Consider the following 21,373-nt stretch of genomic DNA (forward strand, 5'->3'; position numbering starts at 1 on the left):
GCGGACGACCACCCCGGCAGACCCCGCGAACCCCCGTCAGGCGTACGCCTGATGCAGTCGCTCCAGCCTCGCGCGCTCCGCTTCGTCCAGTTCGATCCCGAAATCGGCCGCCAGGACAGCGGTCAACTCGCCGGCACTCACGACCCGTTCCTCGATGGTGCCGTCGTCCCGAACGATCGAGAGCGTCTCGCGCACCAGCGCCCTGCGGGCCTCCGCGCCTGGCTTCTGCGCCACGACCTGGCCGAGGAACCGCGACTGCGGATGGCTGGAGCTGTAGTGGTTCATCACGGTGAAGTCGCCCGGGTAGAGGCTCTGCGGGGCGAACGCGTACAGATCGATCCACCCCTCCGCCCGTAGGGAACGCAGCACGTGGACGCCCTCGCCCTCGACACCGATCCCGAAGGTCCAGCCGCTCTGCTCGACACGGGCCCCGGCCCGCAGGGGTACCGGTTCCAGCGGCCCCTGCCAGCCGAACCCGACGTCGGCGAGCCACTGTTCGCCCTCGATCGTGACGACGAGCAGCGCGTGCCTGACGGGCGGCAGCGACATCCCCGCGACCGGTTGCGGGCCCCGCGCGCGGACACCGTGAACCCGATCCGTTCGAGGGCGGCCGCGAACAGGGAGTTCTGCTCGTAGCAGTAGCCGCCCCGACGGCGCTCGACGAGTTTGGCCTGAAGGCTCTTCAGATCCAGCGGAACCGGCCGCCCGAGGGCCACGTCGAGGTTCTCGAACGGAACGGATCCGATGTGCGCGCGGTGAAGGCCCGTCAACGTCCTCAGATCAGGGGCGAGTTCTCCGTCACGTCCGGGCTCGTATCCGATTCGAGCCAGATATGCGTCGAGATCCAGCTCGTCACCGCTCCACACGCGATTCTCCCCCTCAACCCCCGGGTCCACTGTCGGAGCCCCATGACACCATGAGTGATCGGCCAGACCACGGGCTGTCGAGCGGGTCGACGGTACGACGCGAGGCGTGCGCGGGGGCGTACGCGGAGAGGGGAAGCACCATGAGCGGACTCAGCAAAGGGGTCGGACGGGTCGAGGTGGCGCTCAAGTGGGACCCCGCGCCGGCCGGGGCACCCGTCCACGACCTGGACCTCGTCGCCGGCGTCTTCACGGCGGACGACCCGACCGGAGTGCCGGACCAGCTGGTGCACTTCGGCAGTCGCTCCCCCGACGGCACCATCACGCTCCTTCGGGACAGCCGTACGGGGCAGGGATTCGGCTACGACGAGGCCATGACCCTCGAACTGGACCGGCTGGCACCGCGCTACGCGCGCGTGGTGGTCGGCGTCGCCATACAACAGGGCGGAGGGCGGAGGGCCTTCGGCGACATAGCGAACACGGGCATACGGATCCGCGAGGGCTACGACGACCTGCTGGTCCATGACTTCGCGGACGTCCCTGACGCGCTGTCGGCGACGGTCGTCGAGTTCGTACGCCACGACGCCGACGAGTGGACGTACCACCCTCTCAGCCACGGCTTCGACGCGGACCCCCAGGCCTTCGCCGCACTGCTCGGCTCCGTACGGCCCTGACGCTGCCGACGTCCTGACGTGTCATGACGTCTCCGGAAACGACGTAGGGGACCGGCCCGAGGCCGGTCCCCTACGTGAGGTGCCGTGTCAGTCACCCGATGGGACCGCGCCGGAGGTCACCCCCGGCGCCGTCCCGTCCGGTGTCAGCTGCAGCCGCTGGTCGAGCCGCAGCCCTCGCAGATGTAGCAGGAGCCGGCGCGCTGCATCTTGGTGCCGCAGGAGAAGCAGAGCGGGGCGTCGGCGCTGATGCCGAGCTGCATCTCGACGAGCTCCGCCGAGGTGTGCGCCTGCTTCGGGGCCGGGACCTCGGTCTTCGGCGCCGGGGTGGCGACGGCCTTCAGCTCCTGGGCGCGGGGCGCCGACTGGGCAAGGGTCTCGATGTCGACCTCGTCCTCCTCGGACTGCTCGTACGAGCCGGTGTCCAGGTGGCGCTGGCGCTCCTCGGCCGAGTGGATACCGAGGGCGGAGCGGGTCTCGAAGGGCAGGAAGTCGAGTGCCAGGCGACGGAAGATGTAGTCGACGATCGACTGCGCCATCCGCACGTCCGGGTCGTCCGTCATGCCGGCCGGCTCGAAGCGCATGTTGGTGAACTTCGAGACGTACGTCTCCAGCGGGACGCCGTACTGCAGACCGACGGAGACGGCGATGGAGAAGGCGTCCATCATGCCGGCGAGCGTCGAACCCTGCTTGGACATCTTGAGGAAGACCTCGCCGAGACCGTCGTCCGGGTAGGAGTTGGCGGTCATGTAGCCCTCGGCGCCACCGACGGTGAAGGAGGTGGTGATCCCCGGACGGCCCTTGGGCAGACGCTTGCGGACCGGGCGGTACTCGACGACCTTCTCGACGGCCTCGCGGATCGTCGCCTCGGACTTCGCGGTGACCTCGGCCTTCTCGCTCTCCTTCTTCTTGGCGGAGAGCGGCTGGCCGACCTTGCAGTTGTCGCGGTAGATCGCGAGCGCCTTGACGCCCATCTTCCAGGCCTCGAAGTAGACCTCCTCGACGTCCTCGACCGTGGCCGTCTCCGGCAGGTTCACGGTCTTGGAGAGGGCGCCCGAGATCCACGGCTGGATGGCGGCCATCATGCGGACGTGGCCCATCGCGGAGATGGAGCGCTCGCCCATGGCGCAGTCGAAGACCTCGTAGTGCTCGGTCTTCAGGCCGGGGGCGTCGATCACGTTGCCGTGCTCGGCGATGTGGGCGACGATCGCCTCGATCTGCTCCTCCTGGTAACCCAGTCGGCGCAGGGCCTGCGGCACGGTGCCGTTGACGATCTGCATGGAGCCGCCGCCGACCAGCTTCTTGAACTTGACCAGGGCGAGGTCGGGCTCGAGACCGGTGGTGTCGCAGGACATCGCGAGACCGATGGTGCCGGTCGGGGCGATGACCGAGGCCTGGGCGTTACGGAAGCCGTTCTTGGCGCCGAGGCGGATCACGTCCTGCCAAGCCTCCGTGGCGGCGGCCCAGATCGGCGAGTCGAGGTCGTCCACGCGGACGGCCTTGGTGTTCTCGTCGGCGTGCTGCTGCATGACGCGCTGGTGCGGCTCGGCGTTGCGGGCGTAGCCGTCGTACGCGCCGACGACCGCGGCGAGCTCGGCGGAGCGCTTGTACGAGGTGCCGGTCATCAGGGAGGAGATGGCACCGGCGAGGGCGCGACCGCCATCGGAGTCGTACGCGTGGCCGGTCGCCATCAGCAGGGCGCCGAGGTTGGCGTAGCCGATGCCGAGCTGGCGGAAGGCGCGGGTGTTCTCGCCGATCTTCTCGGTGGGGAAGTCCGCGAAGCAGATGGAGATGTCCATCGCGGTGATGACGAGCTCGACGACCTTGGCGAAGCGCTCGACGTCGAAGGACTGGGTGCCCTTGCCGTCGTCCTTGAGGAACTTCATCAGGTTCAGCGAGGCGAGGTTGCAGGACGTGTTGTCCAGGTGCATGTACTCGCTGCACGGGTTCGAGCCATTGATGCGGCCGGACTCGGGGCAGGTGTGCCAGCGGTTGATCGTGTCGTCGTACTGGATGCCCGGGTCGGCACAGGCCCACGCGGCCTCGGCCATCTTGCGGAAGAGCGACTTGGCGTCGACCTCCTCGATGACCTCGCCGGTCATACGGGAGGTGAGGCCGAACTTCCCGCCGGACTCGACGGCCTTCATGAACGTGTCGTTCACCCGGACCGAGTTGTTGGCGTTCTGGTACTGGACGGACGTGATGTCGTCACCGCCCAGGTCCATGTCGAAGCCCGCGTCACGGAGGGCGCGGATCTTCTCCTCCTCCTTGACCTTGGTCTCGATGAAGTTCTCGATGTCGGGGTGGTCGACGTCGAGAATGACCATCTTGGCCGCGCGACGGGTCGCGCCGCCCGACTTGATCGTTCCCGCGGAGGCGTCGGCACCGCGCATGAAGGAGACCGGACCGGACGCGTTGCCGCCGGAGGAGAGCAGCTCCTTGGAGGAGCGGATGCGGGAGAGGTTCAGGCCGGCGCCGGAGCCGCCCTTGAAGATCATGCCCTCTTCCTTGTACCAGTCGAGGATGGACTCCATGGAGTCGTCGACGGACAGGATGAAGCAGGCGGAGACCTGCTGGGGCTGGGGCGTGCCGACGTTGAACCAGACCGGCGAGTTGAAGCTGAAGATCTGGTGCAGGAGGGCGTAGGCCAGCTCGTGCTCGAAGATCTCGGCGTCGGCGGGCGAGGTGAAGTAGCCGTGCTCCTCGCCGGCCTTCGTGTACGTCTTCACGATCCGGTCGATGAGCTGCTTGAGACCGGTCTCGCGCTGCGGGGTGCCGACCGCCCCGCGGAAGTACTTGCTGGTGACGATGTTGACCGCGTTCACCGACCAGAAGTCGGGGAACTCGACGCCACGCTGCTCGAAGTTGATCGAGCCGTCGCGCCAATTGGTCATGACGACGTCACGGCGCTCCCAGGCCACCTCGTCGTACGGATGCACGCCGGGGGTGGTGTGGATGCGCTCGATGCGCAGGCCCTTGCCCGAAGCCTTCGTCCCCTTGGAACGAGAACCACGTGCCGGACCGCTCGCCGTCTCTGTCATGCCGCCTCCCATATACGGGCAAAACACACTTTGGCGCCCAGATAGTCCCAGGGCACCGTCTTCTGTACGTCGTTCTGTACTGCTGCCACAAGCGCCACAGAGGTCACTCGGGGCACGTCTGCCGGGCCGCTTCGGCGGCCGGTCGCCGGAACCTGTCGGCCCGGACCGCCGGATCAGTCGGCGGGGGTGGCGGGAACGGGGACCTCGGGGGTCGCTCCGGTCCCACGGTTCTCAGCGGGAGGCCGCACGCGGAGTTCCACGATGGCGGCCTCGAAATCTTCGAGGCTGTCGAAAGCCTTGTACACGGACGCGAAGCGCAGGTACGCGACGAGGTCGAGCTCCTGCAGGGGTCCGAGGATGGCCAGACCCACGTCGTGGGTGGTCAGCTCGGCGCTGCCGGTGGCGCGCACCGCCTCCTCGACCCGCTGGCCGAGCTTGGCGAGGGCGTCCTCGGTGACCGGTCGCCCCTGGCACGCCTTGCGCACACCGGAGATGACCTTGGTACGGCTGAAGGGCTCGGTGACCCCGGACCGCTTCACCACCATGAGCGAGCACGTCTCGACCGTCGTGAAACGACGGGAGCAGTCGGGGCACTGGCGACGACGCCGGATCGACGTCCCGTCGTCGGTGGTGCGACTGTCGACGACGCGGCTGTCGGGGTGCCTGCAGAAGGGGCAATGCATAGGTTCCGACCCTCCTTCATGGCACGACTGGTGAACCTCACCGGGCCCCTGAGGGCCCTGCGAAGCGACCACCAGCATAGGTGATGCGAGGACCCCCGAGAGACCGGGGACCACTACCCCTGGGTGGCCGAAGACATACAACCACTAGATCTTGGGTTGTGGGCGATTCCGGACCCTGCGCGTGTCGCGGCGCGGCGGCTCCCGTGTTCCAGGGCTTCCGGGTGCGACACTGGGCGGGCGCACCGGATCCCGCGACCCAGCGGCGAGGTTACCGTAATGACCGAATTGGGTCGGCGGGGCGAGAGTGCTCATACACCCCCCTAGGTACGGGCGTAGGGCAATCTGCGAATTTTCACTCGAACGTGTGTTTGGCGCAACCTTTCGAAAGCTACTACCGTTGTGCCAGCGAGGGAGACCATTCGAGAGGGGCCGACGACGTGACCACCACCGCAGACAGTGCCACCATCACCGCCCAGGACCGCTCCCAGGGCCGACTCGAGCCGGTGCATGCCATGAATGACATCAGCATGAACGGCGAGGACCCCGGGCGACCCGCCCGCGCCCTTCCCGGACGACCTCCAGGCATCAGGGCGGACAGCTCCGGCCTCACCGACCGCCAGCGCAGGGTCATCGAAGTCATCCGCGACTCGGTCCAGCGGCGCGGATACCCGCCGTCGATGCGCGAGATCGGGCAGGCGGTGGGCCTCTCCAGCACCTCCTCGGTCGCACACCAGCTCATGGCGCTCGAGCGCAAGGGCTTCCTGCGCCGTGACCCGCACCGGCCCCGCGCATACGAGGTCCGTGGATCCGACCAGCCGAGCACCCAGCCGACCGACACCACGGGCAAGCCCGCCGCGTCGTACGTCCCGCTGGTCGGCCGCATCGCCGCCGGCGGTCCGATCCTCGCCGAGGAATCCGTCGAGGACGTCTTCCCCCTCCCCCGACAGCTGGTCGGCGACGGCGAGCTGTTCGTCCTCAAGGTCGTCGGCGACTCGATGATCGAAGCAGCCATCTGTGACGGCGACTGGGTCACCGTCCGCCGTCAGCCCGTCGCGGAGAACGGCGACATCGTCGCCGCCATGCTCGACGGCGAGGCCACGGTGAAGCGCTTCAAGCGCGAGGACGGCCACGTGTGGCTGCTCCCGCACAACGCCGCGTACCAGCCGATCCCCGGCGACGAGGCCACCATCCTCGGCAAGGTCGTCGCAGTCCTCCGGCGGGTGTGACCCCACCTCGCCGGCTCTGACCGGGCCCCTGGACCCACTGCGCCGGTCCAGGGGTCCTGCCGTGTCCGGAGGAGACGGCCCCGCAAACATGGCCGTACACGAAGCAGCCCCGGGGTTTCCCGAGACTCCTTCGCTCGCTTACCGCTCAGGTGCCCGACGCCTTCGACACCGCGTCGATCGCCGCCAGCGACTTCCGTACCTGATTGCGGTCCGTCGTGTACCAGAAGTCGGGCAGCGAGGCCTTGAGATAGCTGCCGTACCGTGCGGTGGCCAGCCTCGGGTCGAGCACCGCCACGACACCCCGGTCCCCCGTGGCCCGTACGAGCCGACCGGCGCCCTGGGCCATCAGCAGCGCCGCGTGCGTCGCCGCGACCGCCATGAAGCCGTTGCCCCCGCCCTCCTCCACGGCCTTCTGCCGGGCGCTCATCAGCGGGTCGTCCGGGCGCGGGAACGGGATCTTGTCCATGACGACCAGCTGACAGCTGGGGCCGGGAACGTCCACGCCCTGCCAGAGCGACAGCGTGCCGAAGAGGCAGGTCTTCGGGTCGGCGGCGAAGTTCTTGATCAGCTCACCCAGGGTGTCCTCGCCCTGGAGCAGGATCGGCAGCTCCGGAACCCGGGTCCGCAGCTCCTCGGCCGCCAGCTGCGCCGCACGCATGGAGGAGAAGAGACCGAGCGTCCGTCCACCGGCCGACTGCATCAGCTCGGTCAGCTCGTCGAGCATGTCGCCGCGGTCCCCGTCCCGCGCGGGGCGGGACAAGTGCTTGGCGACGTACAGGATGCCCTGCTTGGGGTAGTCGAACGGGGAGCCGACGTCGATGCCCTTCCAGACGGGCAGGTCGTGGCCCGTGGTGCCCTCCGGGGCCAGCCCGAGCGAGGCGCCTACGCCGTTGAAGTCGCCGCCCAGCTTGAGCGTGGCCGAGGCCAGCACCACGGAGCGCTCCGTGAACAGCTTCTCCCGCAGCAGGCCCGACACGCTGAGCGGCGCGACCCGCAACGAGGCGCCGAACCGGTCGTGGCGCTCGTACCAGACGACGTCGTACTCGGAGCCCTGGGTGATCCGCTCCGCCACTCCGTGGACGGTCTCCACCGAGGCCATGGCCTGCTTGCGCACGGCGTCCTCGTCCTGCACGGACCGGTCCCGGGTGGAACCCAGGGCTGTGATCACCGCGCGGGCCGCGTCACGCAGCGCCATCAGGGCGTACGCCAGGTCTTCCGGGACCTCCTCGAGGCGCCCCGGAAGGGCCAGCTCCATCACGCGCTCGAAACCCTCGGCCGCGGTCTGCAACTGGTCGGCGACCTTCTCGTCGACCAGCTTGGCGCAGCGCCGCACGGCGCGGTTGACCTGGCCGGGGGTGAGCTCGCCGGTGGCGACTCCGGTGACCCGGGACACGAGCTCGTGGGCCTCGTCGACGATCAGCACCTCGTGCTGCGGCAGCACCGGGGCGCCCTCGATGGCGTCGATGGCGAGCAGGGCGTGGTTGGTGACGACGACATCAGCCAGCTTGGCGCGCTCCCGGGCCGCCTCGGCGAAGCACTCCGGCCCGTACGCGCACTTGGTGGCGCCGAGACACTCCCGCGAGGAGACCGAGACCTGGGCCCAGGCCTTGTCGGAGACACCGGGCGTCAGGTCGTCCCGGTCGCCGGTCTCCGTCTCGTCCGACCAGTCGCGGAGCCGGATGAGGTCCTGGCCGAGCTTGCTGGTGGGCGCGGCCGCCTCGAAGGGGTCGAACAGTCCTTCTTCCTCGTCCTGCGGGACCCCTTCATGGAGCCGGTGCAGGCAGAGGTAGTTCGACCGGCCCTTGAGCATGGCGAACTGGGGGCGGCGGCGCAGCTGCGGATGCAGGGCGTCCACCGTCCGCGGCAGATCGCGCTCGACGAGCTGGCGCTGCAGCGCCAGGGTGGCCGTGGCCACCACCACCCGCTCGCCCTGGGCCAGCGCCGGCACCAGGTAGCCGAGCGACTTGCCCGTGCCGGTGCCGGCCTGGACGAGGAGGTGGGAGTTGTCGTCGATGGCCTCGGCCACGGCCTCGGCCATGGTGACCTGGCCGGGTCGCTCCGTGCCGCCGACGGCGGAGACGGCGGCGTGGAGGAGGTCGGGGAGGGATGGCTTCGTCATAGCCCTTCCACCCTACGGGGCGCCACTGACAGCCAGGGCACGCGCGCGCGTCACGCGAGCGGGTTGGGGACGGTTCCGTGGACGGCGGCATGCGGGCGGTCGGGCCGGTCCCGGTAGCCGTCCAGGTACAGACGGTTGCGATTGAGGCAGAGCCGCTCGATACGGGGAGTGAGGAGGTCGAAGAGCTCGAACCGTTCCTTCAGCTCCGGGAAGCGGGCCTGGTGGCGCATGATCTCGGCGCGGACGAGGGACCAGAAGTCCTTCTCGGGCACGTCGAGTTGTTCCTCGCAGAGCGGCGCGAGATAGCGGAAGACACCGACGAAGAGCCCCGAATGGATGAACTGGACGAGGAAGTCGGGTTCCTCGGTCAGGAGCACGGCGCGGACGTCGTCCGGAAGGGTGTCGTGTTCGGGGAGGGGGTGGGAGCTGATGTTCACGTCGTCGACGAAGTCCTTTATCGCCATGCGCACGGGGACGTCCTGGTCGTCGTAGACCACGATGGCGTTCTCACCGTGCGGGGAGAAGACCGTTCCGTACCGGTAGAGGAAGTGCAGCAGCGGGGGCAGCAGCGCGGCGAAGAGGTGCTGGAGCCAGACGGTGGGGGCGAGTCCGGAGCGGTCGACGAGTTCGGCGACGAACGCGCGGCCTTCGGGGTCCGTGTGCAGCAGGGAGGCGAGGGTGCGGGCGCGCTCGCCCGGGGGGAGGCGCAGGGGTTCGCGCCAGATCGCGCCGAGGAGTTCCTTGTACTGGTAAGGGACTTCGGGAAGCCGGTCGTACAGCGGGTGCTCGACCGTGACGGAGGCGACCTCCCCCAGGAGGATCACCCCGCACTCGTCGCGCAGGAAGGGGTCCGCCTCGCGCAGGCCGTGGACCCAGGCGGTGACGGCGGGTGCCGCGAGGGTGCGTTCGGTGGGCAGTCCCCGCCAGACGAGGGTGTTGAGCACCGAGAGCGGGAGTTTGACGGTGTGCCGGTCGGGGCGGCTGGTGTTGAGGAAGGTACGGACCGACTGCTGCGGCAGCCGGAGGTCGGGATCGGCGGAGAGCGGGACGACGGCCCCGGAGGCGACGGCCGGGGCGTAGAGGGGAAGCAGGATCTCGTCCCACTGCCAGGGGTGGACGGGCAGCAGGAGATAGCCGTCGGGCTGGTGACCGCGGGCGGTCAGTTCGGCCCGGAAGGCGGCGTGGACCTCGGGGTCCAGCTCCCGGGAATAGAGGCGGTCGGGGGTGCCGAGGCCGCTGACTCCCCGGTAGGCGGCGATGCGGTTGCTGACCGCGATCCAGGGCAGCCGGGTGACGCGGCGGGCCTCGGGGGCCCAGCGGGCGGCGTCGGTGGCGGAGAAGCCGATGCGGCCCTTGTTGAGGACGAGCCAGGGGTGGCCGGTCTGATGGCCTTCGAGTTCCGCGTACGAGAGTTCGGCGAGCCGGGCTGCGGTGAGTGCGGTGTGGTCGAGGCGGGCGTCGGCGGCGAGGGTGGCGGAGAGCTCGCGGATGAGGTGGCCGAGGGTGGCGCCGTCGAGCTGGAGGAGCTTGCGGGCGCGGACCAGGAAGTCGAGGGGGTCGGTCAGGGGCCGGCCCTCGTGGGTGATCGAGTCGGCGGCGATGTACCAGCCGTCGTAGGCACCGCGGCGGGCCCGGAAGGTGAGGGCGGTGCCGTCGTCGAGCCGCAGCGCGTACTGACCTGTTTCACCCTCTGTGACGGGAACGGGTTCGATGATCTCCTCGTAGGCGAACTCGGCAAGGGCTTTGGCGAGGAGGCGCGAGGAGGCCCGGGTCCAGGTGGCGGCGGTCAGCTCGGGGGGCGCGAGCAGTACGGGGGCCTGGGGCTGATCAGGGCTGGGACCAGCGGAGTTGGCGGGAGTGGAGGTGGAAGCGGCGGGGTCGGCCTGGGTGGGATGTGCGGAGTCGTGGGGTGCAGGGGACATCGACACGAGGACTCCTCGAAGTGGGAACCACTGTGGGTTCAGCGGCGTTCAGATGACAGAGGGTGTTCACAGAACGTGACGGAGGGCGCGGTCGCGGAGCATGAGCGCCGCTTGTTTGTCGGGGAGGTCGACTTCCGCCGCGTAGCGGAAGCCGCCGCTGAGGAAGGCCGAGACGGAGGGGGTGTTACGGATGTCGGGTTCTGCCACGACGCGGGTACAGCGGGGACGATGGTCGAGGACGAGATCGGCGACGGCGCGCAGGAGCGTGGTGCCGACGCCTCGGCCCCGGTCGGTGACGCCTCCGATCAGCAGATGGATACCGGTGTCGTGGGGGCGGGCCGGGTAGTGCCGGGCGAGCCGGTCCAGGTCGGCGCGGTAGATCTCGAAGTAGCTCATGGGCGTGCCGTCGAGGACGCCGAGGCAGGGGACGCTGCGGCCGTCGCCCTCCAGTTGGGCACGGATGTGGTCGGCGGTCACGGTGTCCGGGCCGGCGAGTTCCCAGAAGGCCGAGACGGCGGGGTCGTTCATCCACCGGGTGACCAGCGGCAGATCCCTTTCGAGCCGTACGGGGACGAGCCGGAAGGTACCGACAGGGGTGTCGGCGTGGGCCCAGGAGGCCACGGAGTCCAGGAGGTCGCCGTCGAGCAGTTCGGCGTCGAGATGACCGCTTTCGAGTAGGGCGACGAGGTCGTCGAGCCTCAGGTCGAGGGTGTCGTCCCCGGGCGGTTCGACCGGTGGGCGGGCGGGTGACACGGAGTCGCTCTCCTCTCGGCGGTGCGGTCGGGGTGGGTCCCCGGGAAGGTGGGGCGGGTCTGGGGCGGTGCGGGCCGGGCCGTGCGGCCCGGCCGCACGGCCCGGCCGGGATATCAGGATCAGTTACGGAGGGGGTTGGTGACCGTGACGTACACGGACTGGGTGTCGACGGGGCCGACGAGTTCGTCCAAGCCGTGCAGGCGGGTGAGGAGATTGGCCTTGCCGCGCAGGGTCGCGGCTTCCAGGAGACGGTGCGGCAGGGGGGAGCCGAGGCCGGTCGCGGAGGTCAGGAAGCTGCGGAAGGCGGCCAGCAGCACGCGCTCGTCGGCGAGTTGCTGGGAGCCGAAGGCGCCGATCAGACCCAGGACGTTGTTGATGCCCAGGTAGTAGGCGAAGCGTTCGTCGGTGACCTGGTCGGAGACGAAGGTGTCGCTGTCGTCGCCGACACCGGGGAGGCGGCTCTCCAGCTCGCTCCGGTGGGACTCGCGGAAGTAGTAGCCCTGGTTGTCCCGGTACCGGCCGCCGGCCGGCCAGCCGTCGGGGTCCAGAAGGACCAGGGTGTTCTGCTGGTGGGCTTCCAGGGCGATGCCGGCGTGGCCGTCGAGCCAGAGGATCGGGCGGACGACCTGGTCGAGGTAGCGGAGGAACCACTCGGTGGCGACGGCCGCGGTGGGGCGGGCGGTGCGGGCGGCGAGCCGGCCGATGACGTCGGCGAGCCGGGAACGCATCGCGGTGGCGCCGGGCCAGGGGCGGGGAGCGGTGAGGGAGGCGATGCAGACGGCGTCGTCGCCGGGCCCGAAGGGGTTGTGGCGGATCATGACGTCGAGTCCGGTGACGGGGACGCCGCCGGGGGTGTCGACGGCGAGCCAGGCGGGGTCGCGGACGATGTCGAAGCCCGGGTGGGCGGCCTGCCATTCGTCGACGAGGCCGGTGCGGAGCAGCCGGTGGACCTCCACACCGCGGTGGAGTTCCTTGCGGAGGTTCTCGCGGCGCGAGTTGGTGATGCGCAGGCCGAGAGAGAGCTTGAGCATGGCCCGAGCGCCGGGGCGGTGCACGGTGCGGACGGAGGAGGTGGGGTGCCAGGGGCTGCCGTGGGGACCGAGGTCGTGGAGGAGGTCGGCGTCCAGGAGGTCGCGGACTTCGGGGCGGTGCAGGAGTTCGCGGGCCTGCCAGGGGTGTACGGGCAGGAGCGCGGTGCCCGCGGGGGGAGTGAGCCCGTCGGCGAGGGCCGCGACGATCTGCTCCGCGCTGACCGGACGGCCTTGTTCGGTCCAGGCGGAGTCGGAGGCGAGGAGGGAGAAGTCGACGGCGATCCAGTGGAGCGGGAAGGAGCCGTGCATTTCGGGTGAGTAGAACCGGGACTCGGCCTCGGAGAGACCTTCGCGGCTTTTGGGGGTGGGGTGCAGGGGGTGGCCGAGGAGGAGGGACTGTTCGGCGGCGAGAAAGAGGTCGGCGTCCGGGTGCGGCTGGGGCCGCCGGCGACGTTCCTCCAGGAACTCGGCGGTGCGGCGGGCGGAGTCGGCGACCCTGCCGACGAGTGCGGTGCCCTCGCAGCGGCCGGTCTCCCGGCTGAGCAGGGCGGCCACCGTCACGGCGTCGACGGCGGGAGCCGTGGCGGGCAGCCCTTCGAGGACGGGGGCGCCGAAGCGGTGCCAGCCGGTGGGTGACCAGTAGCGGACGGGGACGAGGAGGGCGGTGCCACTGGCGTCGAGGGGGATGCGCAGGGTGGTGGAGCCGGGGGCGGGCAGGTTCTTCTCCCGGACCCAGCAACGGAGCAGGTTCTCGACGGCTGCCGCGTCGGCGGCGCGCTGCGGGTCGGGGTCGTCCAGGGGGTCGACGGCCTCGACCGGGCGGTGCGGGCGGGAGTCGTAGGGGCCGACGTGCTGGCGCGGGACGGTGGGATCCACGGGAACAGCGGCTTTGGGGGTGGCTGCACTCTGGGTGGGGGTGACGGGGGCGGGGCTGTCCGGGGCGTCGAAGGCGGGGGTGGGGGTGACGGGGGTGGTGCTGCCCGGGGCGGCGAAGGCGGGAGTGGGGGTGCCCAGGTCGGCGGTGGCCGGGGTGGTGGTCCCGGGAGGGGTGGGGCCTGGTGTGGGTGTGTCGGGTGACGTGGCTGGGGAGGGCGTGGGTGTGGCGGTGCCGGTGGGGGGTGTTTCGGCGGGGGGTACCGGGGTGTCGAGTCGGGCGAGAGGCGACTCGGTTTCGGGTGCCGGGGAGGTGGGGGTGGCGTTCACGGGGGGTTCCTTGGGGTGGGGCCGGGGGCGGTCCGGGTTCAGTGGGACGGCCCGGTGTCGGTCCGGGGGGCCATGGCCCGACGGGAGGCGGGCGGGCGGGGGGTGTGGGCCCGTTCGGCTGCGGCGAGGGCGTCGGCGAAGCGGTCCAGGACGGCGGTGGCCTGCTCGTCGGTGAGGGTGAGCGGGGGCAGGAGACGGACCACGGCGGAGTGGCGGCCACCGAGTTCTACGATGAGTCCGCGGGCGAGGCACTCCTGCTGGACGGCGAGGGCCAGGGCGGGGGCGGCGGGTGGGACGAGGTCGTCCGGGCCTGCCGCTTCGGGGTCGACGAGTTCGACGCCGATCATCAGGCCCCTGCCGCGAACCTCGCCGACGCAGGGGTGGTCGGCGGCGAGGCCCTGGAGTCGGCCGAGGATGCGGGCGCCGAGGGTGCCGGCCCGTTCGGCGAGCTTGTTCTCGCGGACATAGGCAAGGGTGGCCGTGCCCGCGGCCATGGCGAGCTGGTTGCCGCGGAACGTGCCCGCGTGGGCGCCGGGTTCCCAGGCGTCGAGTTCGGACCTGTAGACGATGACGGCGAGGGGGAGGGAGCCGCCGATGGCCTTGGAGAGGACCATCACGTCGGGCACGATGCCGCTGTGTTCGACGGCCCAGAAGGCGCCGGTGCGGCCGACGCCGGTCTGGACCTCGTCGACGACGAGGGGGATGGAGCGGTCGGCGGTGATGCGGCGCATGCGGCGCATCCAGTCGTCAGGGGCGGGGATGACTCCGCCTTCGCCCTGGACGACCTCGACGATCATTCCCGCGGGGGTGGTGACACCGCTCTTGGGGTCGTCGAGGAGGTTCTCGGTCCAGTGGGCGGCCAGTTGGGCGCCGCGGGCGCCTCCGACGCCGAAGGGGCAGCGGTACTGCTGCGGGTAGGGCAGCCGGGTGACCCGGACGCCGGTGGCTCCTCCTGAGGCGTCGAGGGCGCCGGCCGTCATGCCGTGGTAGGCGCCGGTGAAGGCGAGGAGTCCGTCGCGGCCGGTGGCCGTCCTGACGAGTTTGAGGGCCGCCTCGACGGCGTCGGTGCCGGCGGGACCGCAGAACTGGATGCGGGCGTCGTCGGCGAGCCCGCTCGGCAGCGTGGCGAACAGTTCGGTGGTGAAGGCGTCCTTCACCGGGGTGGCGAGGTCGAGGACGTGGAGCGGCGCACCCGAGTCGAGGACCTTCTTGATGGCTTCGAGGACGACGGGGTGGTTATGGCCGAGGGCCAGTGTCCCGGCCCCGGAGAGGCAGTCCAGATAGCGGCGGCCGTCGGCGCCCTCGATGGTCAGGCCGCGGGCCCGTACGGGGACGATCGGCAGGGACCGGGCGTAGGTGCGGGCGGCGGATTCCCGCAGGGACTGGCGGCGCAGGATGCCCTCGTACCCACCGCCCTGCGCCAGAAGCTCCTTGCCCGCCTGGGACTCCCGAAACGCCTGGGACTCCCGAGGTGCCTGGGACTCCCGAGGTGCCTGGGACTCCCGAGGTGCCTGGGACTCCCGAGGTGCCTGGGGCTTCCCGGGCGTCCGGTGCTCCCCGTCCGGGCTGTCGGCGGCCCTCGGACTGGGAGCCTCGGCACCGATGTCGTCGGACGTCCGGGGCGGGATCTGGGTCTGCGTCTGGGGTTGCGTCTGGGTCCGCGCGGCCGGTGGAACGGCCGGAGCTGATTCGGTCACGGCCACGGCTCGGTGTCCTCCCGCTGTAACGGTTGCGTTGCACATCGGGGCGTCGTGGAGCCGCCTCAAGAGCCGCTCCGGACGCCACCGTTGCGTCCCCCGTCCGTACCAACGACGCGGCCTGCCCGGGATCACGGGCCGGAGGGCAGGAAGTTGGCGTGTCCCGGATCACGGCACGGCAACGGCCGAACGATGACCGGAACCGCCGACCGGCCGCATACCGTCCCCTCCGGCACCGGCATAGTGGGGGCCGTCGACCGCTGTCCGAGCGGGCACGGCCGCTGTTGACCCAAGCACAAGTAGACGTAGTCCCAGGGGGATCACGAGATGCGATCGATTCGTCCGCTGCTGATGGCGGCTTCCGCCGTCGCGGCGCTGACGCTCACCGTTACGGCCTGCGGCCCGAGCGAGGAGAACGCGGGGGACAAGCCCAGCGCACCCGCGACCGCCCAGAACCCGGTCGACAAGATCAAGATTCCGGAGGACCTGAAGCAGCGACTGAAGGAACACGGGATAGACGTCGACAAGTGGCGCGACGGCGAGTGGAAGAACTGGGACCGGGACAAGTGGCTGCGTGAGGCCAAGGACTTCGTCAACCCGATCATCGAGGACCTCTGGGACCCGGACCGGATGCGCGAGGCCGAGCGCCCCGACAAGCCGGTCGAGGAGGAGGACATCTCGGGTGACAAGGGCGTGACCGACCCGACGCCCGACCCCGTGCGGGCGAAGGCCGTGGCGGCGAAGTACCACTCCAACGCCCCGGAGTCCGGGAAGGTCTTCTTCGACGGTCCCGAGGGTTCGATGGTCTGCTCGGCCACCGTCGTGAAGGACCCGGCGCACCCCGGCAAGTCGAACATGGTGTGGACGGCCGGCCACTGCGTGCACAAGGGCAAGCAGGGCGGCTGGTACCGCAACATCGCGTTCGTGCCCTCGTACAACGACGCGGCGCTGCCGACCTCCGAACTGGAGAAGGCGACGCGGGAGCAGATCGCGCCCTACGGCGTGTGGTGGGCGGACTGGGTGAAGACCTCCGACCAGTGGATCGCCGAGGGCGCGTCCACCGGTGGCGCGGGCGCTCCGTACGACTTCGCGGTCATCCAGGTGACCCCGGAGAAGGGCAGCTCGGGCAAGTCCCTGGAGGAGACGGTCGGTTCGGCGCTCCCGGTGGAGTTCAACGCTCCGGCGGTGCCGAAGATCGCGAGCCTGACGGCGACCGGCTACCCGGCGGCGCCGCCGTTCGACGGCCAGAAGATGTTCCAGTGCACGGACAAGCCGGGCCGGCTGTCCTTGAAGGCGGAGCAGCCGACGATGTACCGCATCGGCTGCACGATGACCGGCGGTTCGTCCGGTGGCGGCTGGGTCGCCAAGGGCAGTGACGGCAAGCCGGCGCTGGTGTCGAACACCTCGATCGGCCCGTCGACGGCGGGGTGGCTCGCCGGTCCGCGCTTCGGTCCCGAGGCCGAGGCCATCTTCGACGAGGTCAGCAAGAAGTACGCCGGCCGCTAGGCACGGCCGAGACAAGGAGGCGGGGCCCGGGTCCCCCGGGTCCCGCCTCCTCATACCTTTCGGGCGACCGGCATACTGTGCACCGCTCGTGACACGTCCATGGCAAATCCAACGGGGAATTCATTCATGCGCTCCATACGGCTCCTACCCGCCGCCCTCGGCCTGGCCACCGCGCTCGCGCTGACCGCGACGGCCTGCGGCCCCACCGGGACACCCGCCTCCGACAAGCCCTCCGCCGGGGCGGACAGCTCCGCGCCGGCCACCGAGGACGGTGGAGCCGACCTCTCCAAGGACCTCGCCGACAAGCTCAAGAAGCACGGCGTCGACCTGGACAAGTGGAAGGACGGCGAGTGGAAGAACTGGGACACGGGCACCTGGCTCCGTGAGGCCGAGGACTTCGTCAACCCGGTGATCGACGGGCTCTGGGACCCGGCGCGGATGCAGTCGGCGAAGAGCCCGGACCAGACGATCACCGCGCAGGCCGGTGGCGGCGGCACCGACCCGACGCCCCGCCCCGTCAAGGCGCAGCGCGAGAAGACGCCGTACCACCGCAACGCGGCCCCGGTCGGCAAGATCTTCTTCGACGCTCCGCAGGGCCACATGGTCTGCTCGGGCACGATCGTGAAGGACCCGCGCCGGCCCGGGAAGTCCAACCTGGTGTGGACGGCCGGCCACTGCGTCCACGCGGGCGGCAAGGGCGGCTGGTACCGCAACATCACCTTCGTCCCGGCCTTCAACGACCTGGGCAAGTCCCCGGCCGCGCTCAATGACGCGCAGCCGCACGAGGTCTACCCCTACGGCCAGTACTGGGCCGACTGGGCCGTCGCCTCGGGTGAGTGGATCAAGTCCGGCGGCACCAACCAGGCCTGGCCGTACGACTACGCCGTGCTGCACGTGCAGCCGCAGCGGGGCGGCAAGTCGCTGGAGGAGACCGTCGGCGTCGCGCTGCCGGTCGACTTCTCCGCGCCGGCGCCCGCGCAGTCCGGGACGGTGGGCGCCTGGGGGTACCCTCAGGCTCCCCCGTACAACGGTGTGATCATGCACAAGTGCCTCGACCGGGCGACGCGGCTCACCACGGCTCCGGCCACGCCGACGATGTACCGGATCGGCTGCACGATGACCGGTGGTTCCTCGGGCGGCGGCTGGTTCCGGGTGCTGCCGAACGGCACGACGGCCCTGGTGTCGAACACCTCGATCGGCCCGGCCGGCGGCAACGGCTGGCTCGCCGGACCGCAGCTCGGCCGGGGCGCCAAGGCGGCCCACGAGATGGTCAGCAGGAAGTTCGCACGCTGAAGCCGGTGACGCGTCGGGCCACCGGGGCCGGTACGCGCGCACGCGCCCACGGCGGTACCCGGTGACCGGCCAGAACCGCTGACACCGTCGGCGCGCCGACCGCACCACACGCCAGAGGGCGCTGTCCTCCTCCCTTCACGGGAGGAGGACAGCGCCCTCTGTTCGTTCAGCCGCCGGTCAGTGCGCCGCGGGGACGTACGGCGCGAGCATCGCCGCCAGTTCCTCGTGCACCCGGGCCTTGAGCAGGGTGCCCTCCGGAGTGTGCTCCTCGGACTCGACCTCACCCTCGGCGTGCACCCGCGAGACCAGCCCGCCCTGCGTGTACGGCACGAGCGCTTCGAGCTCGACCCGCGGGCGGGGCAGTTCGGAGTCGATCAGGGCGAGCAGCTCCGCCATGCCCTGGCCCGAGCGGGCCGAGACCACGATGGAGTGCTTCTCCATCCGCAGCAGTCGCTGGAGCACCAGCGGGTCGGCCGCGTCCGCCTTGTTGATGACGACGATCTCCGGCACGTTCACCGCGCCGACGTCCCGGAAGACCTCGCGCACGGCGGCCAGCTGCTCCTCCGGGGCGGGGTGCGAGCCGTCCACCACGTGCAGGATGAGGTCGGAGTCGCCGACCTCCTCCATGGTGGAGCGGAACGCCTCGACCAGGTGGTGCGGCAGGTGCCGGACGAAGCCGACCGTGTCGGCCAGGGTGTAGACCCGGCCGGTGGGTGTCTCGGCCCGGCGGACGGTCGGGTCGAGGGTGGCGAACAGCGAGTTCTCCACCAGGACGCCCGCGCCCGTGAGCCGGTTGAGCAGAGAGGACTTGCCCGCGTTGGTGTAGCCGGCGATGGCGACCGACGGCACCTTGTTGCGGCGCCGCTCCTGCCGCTTGATGTCACGGCCGGTCTTCATCTCCGCGATCTCCCGGCGCATCTTCGCCATCTTCTCGCGGATACGACGCCGGTCGGTCTCGATCTTGGTCTCACCGGGACCACGGGTGGCCATGCCACCACCGCCGCCGCCACCCATCTGACGGGAGAGCGACTGACCCCAGCCGCGCAGTCGCGGCAGCATGTACTGCATCTGCGCGAGCGCGACCTGAGCCTTGCCCTCTCGGGACTTGGCGTGCTGGGCGAAGATGTCGAGGATCAGGGCGGTCCGGTCGACCACCTTGACCTTGACGACGTCTTCGAGGGCGATGAGCTGGCCGGGGCTCAGTTCACCGTCGCAGACGACGGTGTCGGCACCGGTCTCGACGACGATGTCGCGCAGTTCGCGCGCCTTGCCGGAGCCGATGAAGGTCGCCGGGTCCGGCTTGTCACGACGCTGGATCACGCCGTCGAGCACGAGGGCGCCCGCCGTCTCGGCGAGGGCCGCGAGTTCCGCGAGGGAGTTCTCCGCGTCCTGGACGGTCCCGGAGGTCCAGACACCGACCAGCACGACGCGCTCCAGGCGCAGCTGGCGGTACTCGACCTCGGTGACGTCCTCGAGCTCGGTGGAGAGGCCCACGACACGGCGCAGGGCCGCGCGCTCGGAGCGGTCGAACTGGTCGCCGTCCCGCTCTCCGTCGATCTCGTGGCTCCAGGCGACGTCCTCTTCCATCAGGGCATCGGCCCGAAGGCTCTCGGTACGGCTCGTCTCCGCGAAGCTCTGCTCGTCCTGGGAAGGGGAAGAAGAGGAGGTCATTTGATCCTTACGTCGATTGCTTCACGTCGATTCCTCGGTGAAGCGATGAGTCTGATGTCGTGACAACGCGTGAGGGCACCGGAAGATTCCCCGGTTCCCGCCGGCCGCGTCGCCGACCCGACGATGGTGACACGGCCCGGGCGGGCCCGTCACCCCGGTTTCGGGGCGGTGCTCGCGGTCTCGACCGGGCGGCTGCGCCAGTCCGGGTGCCCCGGCATCGCCGGGGTCTTCGCCTCGTACAGCCAGGCGTGGAGGAAGGCGGTGAGGTCACGCCCCGCGACCTCGCCGGCCAGGGCGGTGAAGTCGGCGGTGGTGGCGGTGCCGTCCCGGTGCTCGGCGACCCAGCGGCGCTCCAGGCGCCGGAAGGCCTCGGTGCCGATCTCCTGGCGGAGCGCGTAGAGGACGAGGGCGCTGCCGTCGTAGACGACGGGCCGGAAGAGGCTGATCTTGTGGGTCGGCGAGGGGGGCTCGGGCGCGGCCGGGGGGCCTCCGTCGGCCCGCCAGCCGTCGGAGGCGGCGTAGGCGGCCTTCATGCGCCGCTCCATGGACTTGCCGGCGGTCTCCTCGGCGTACAGCGCCTCGTACCAGCTGGCGTGTCCCTCGTTGAGCCAGAGGTCGGACCAGGAGCGGGGCGAGACGCTGTCGCCGAACCACTGGTGGGCCAGCTCGTGAACCATCACCGAGTCGACGTACCACTCGGGGTACGCCGGTTCGGTGAAGATGCCGCGTTCGAAGAGCGAGAGGGTCTGGGTCTCCAGCTCGAAGCCGGTGTCCGCGTCGGCGATGAGCACCCCGTACGTCTCGAAGGGGTACGGGCCGACCTGCCGCTCCATCCACTCCAGGTGTCCGGGGGTCTTGCGGAGCCAGGGCTCCATGACCTTCCGGTCGGCGGTGCGCACCACGTCCCTGACGGGCAGGCCGTGGGGTCCTTCCCGGTGCACGACGGTGGAGTCGCCGATGGAGATCTGGGCGAGTTCGGTCGCCATGGGGTGACGGGTGCGGTACGTCCAGGTCGTGGTGGAGCCGTGGGTGACCCGGCCGGCGGGGAGGCCGTTGGCGACGGCGGTGAGGCCCTTGGGGGCGGTGATGCGGAAGGTGAAGTACGCCTTGTCCGCCGGGTGGTCGTTGGACGGGAAGACCCGGTGGGCGGCGTCGGCCTGGTTGGCCATGGCGAGACCGTCGGTGGTACGCACCCAGCCGCCGGTGGCCGCGGGGCCGGAGGGGTCGCTGGTGTGGGTGACGGTGACCTCGATCCGCTCCCCCGCGCCGATCTGCACGACCGGGGTGACGACCAGGTCCTCGCCGCTGCTCGTGTACTTGGCGGGCAGGCCGTCGACGGTGACGGCGGAGACCGTGCCGTGGGTGAAGTCGAGGTTGATCCGTTCCAGGTCGGAGGTGGCGACCGCGTCGATCCGGGTCACGGCGGCCAGCGGTTGGGTGTTCACGCCGGGGTAGGTGAGGTCGAGGTCGTACGCGAGGACGTCGTACCCGGGGTTTCCGAGATGCGGGAAGAGCGGGTCCCCGATGCCGAGCGGCTCCGGGGCGGGCAGTGCGGCGGCCACGAGTCCGGCCGAGGCGGCGACCAGGACGGCGGAGCGGAGCCACCGCGCGCGGGGCAGGGGGGTTCGGACGAGCGGCATGGGCCAGGCCTTTCCGGAGGACTGGCCCTACGGCTACCAGGGCTTCCCCCGCTC

At 70.6% G+C, this 21,373-nt stretch carries 13 protein-coding genes and 1 pseudogene; 4 read left to right on the forward strand and 10 right to left on the reverse strand.

What is annotated here, in order from left to right:
* Nucleotides 1–36: 36 nt before the first annotated feature.
* Nucleotides 37–896: pseudogene (locus tag ABT154_RS33955) on the reverse strand (arylamine N-acetyltransferase family protein).
* Between the two features lie 110 nt (nt 897–1,006).
* Here ABT154_RS33955 and ABT154_RS20490 point away from each other — a divergent pair.
* A complete protein-coding gene (locus tag ABT154_RS20490) occupies nt 1,007–1,537 on the forward strand; it encodes a TerD family protein (protein WP_351858254.1) in 531 nt (176 codons plus the stop codon).
* A 143-nt stretch (nt 1,538–1,680) separates the two neighbouring features.
* Here ABT154_RS20490 and ABT154_RS20495 read toward each other — a convergent pair whose 3' ends face one another.
* On the reverse strand, nt 1,681–4,575 hold the full coding sequence (locus ABT154_RS20495; protein ID WP_351858255.1) for a vitamin B12-dependent ribonucleotide reductase: 2,895 nt from the start codon (nt 4,573–4,575) through the stop codon (nt 1,681–1,683).
* A 173-nt stretch (nt 4,576–4,748) separates the two neighbouring features.
* A complete protein-coding gene (gene nrdR / locus ABT154_RS20500; RefSeq protein ID WP_317873545.1) occupies nt 4,749–5,258 on the reverse strand; it encodes a transcriptional regulator NrdR in 510 nt (169 codons plus the stop codon).
* Between the two features lie 437 nt (nt 5,259–5,695).
* Here nrdR and lexA point away from each other — a divergent pair, with 437 nt between their 5' ends.
* A complete protein-coding gene (gene lexA, locus ABT154_RS20505) occupies nt 5,696–6,484 on the forward strand; it encodes a transcriptional repressor LexA (RefSeq protein WP_317873544.1) in 789 nt (262 codons plus the stop codon).
* Nucleotides 6,485–6,629: 145 nt separating this feature from the next.
* On the opposite strand, the gene ABT154_RS20510 is transcribed toward lexA, so the two are convergent.
* The 5 genes from ABT154_RS20510 to ABT154_RS20530 form a co-directional block, all read right to left on the reverse strand.
* On the reverse strand, nt 6,630–8,603 hold the full coding sequence (locus ABT154_RS20510; RefSeq protein WP_351858256.1) for an ATP-dependent DNA helicase: 1,974 nt from the start codon (nt 8,601–8,603) through the stop codon (nt 6,630–6,632).
* A 50-nt stretch (nt 8,604–8,653) separates the two neighbouring features.
* Nucleotides 8,654–10,525, reverse strand: a complete 1,872-nt coding sequence (locus ABT154_RS20515; protein WP_351858257.1) for an IucA/IucC family protein — start codon at nt 10,523–10,525, stop codon at nt 8,654–8,656.
* 66 nt (nt 10,526–10,591) lie between these two features.
* Nucleotides 10,592–11,278 carry a GNAT family N-acetyltransferase gene (locus tag ABT154_RS20520; protein ID WP_351858258.1) on the reverse strand — a complete coding sequence of 229 codons (687 nt, stop codon included), beginning with the start codon at nt 11,276–11,278 and terminating at the stop codon, nt 10,592–10,594.
* A 119-nt stretch (nt 11,279–11,397) separates the two neighbouring features.
* On the reverse strand, nt 11,398–13,323 hold the full coding sequence (locus ABT154_RS20525; protein WP_502969552.1) for an IucA/IucC family protein: 1,926 nt from the start codon (nt 13,321–13,323) through the stop codon (nt 11,398–11,400).
* A gap of 227 nt (nt 13,324–13,550) precedes the next feature.
* Complete coding sequence (locus ABT154_RS20530; RefSeq protein ID WP_351858327.1) at nt 13,551–14,936, reverse strand: diaminobutyrate--2-oxoglutarate transaminase family protein; 1,386 nt, start codon at nt 14,934–14,936, stop codon at nt 13,551–13,553.
* Nucleotides 14,937–15,536: 600 nt separating this feature from the next.
* Between ABT154_RS20530 and ABT154_RS20535 the strand changes: the two genes are divergently transcribed.
* Together ABT154_RS20535 and ABT154_RS20540 are read left to right on the forward strand one after the other, a co-directional pair.
* Entirely contained in the window at nt 15,537–16,715 is a 1,179-nt protein-coding gene (locus tag ABT154_RS20535) for a trypsin-like serine peptidase (RefSeq protein WP_351858260.1), read from the forward strand.
* Between the two features lie 126 nt (nt 16,716–16,841).
* Nucleotides 16,842–18,008: a trypsin-like serine peptidase gene (locus ABT154_RS20540; RefSeq protein WP_351858261.1), complete on the forward strand. Its 1,167-nt coding sequence runs from the start codon at nt 16,842–16,844 to the stop codon at nt 18,006–18,008.
* A 177-nt stretch (nt 18,009–18,185) separates the two neighbouring features.
* Here ABT154_RS20540 and hflX read toward each other — a convergent pair whose 3' ends face one another.
* Both hflX and ABT154_RS20550 read right to left on the reverse strand, forming a co-directional pair.
* Nucleotides 18,186–19,679 (reverse strand): GTPase HflX, encoded by a 1,494-nt coding sequence (gene hflX / locus ABT154_RS20545; RefSeq protein WP_332436419.1) that lies wholly within the window; start codon nt 19,677–19,679, stop codon nt 18,186–18,188.
* A gap of 149 nt (nt 19,680–19,828) precedes the next feature.
* Nucleotides 19,829–21,319: a M1 family metallopeptidase gene (locus tag ABT154_RS20550; RefSeq protein ID WP_351858262.1), complete on the reverse strand. Its 1,491-nt coding sequence runs from the start codon at nt 21,317–21,319 to the stop codon at nt 19,829–19,831.
* Nucleotides 21,320–21,373: the final 54 nt, after the last annotated feature.

Origin of the sequence: Streptomyces sp. NPDC001728 (genome assembly GCF_040297565.1) — a bacterium.
In the GTDB taxonomy this organism is placed as follows: domain Bacteria; phylum Actinomycetota; class Actinomycetes; order Streptomycetales; family Streptomycetaceae; genus Streptomyces.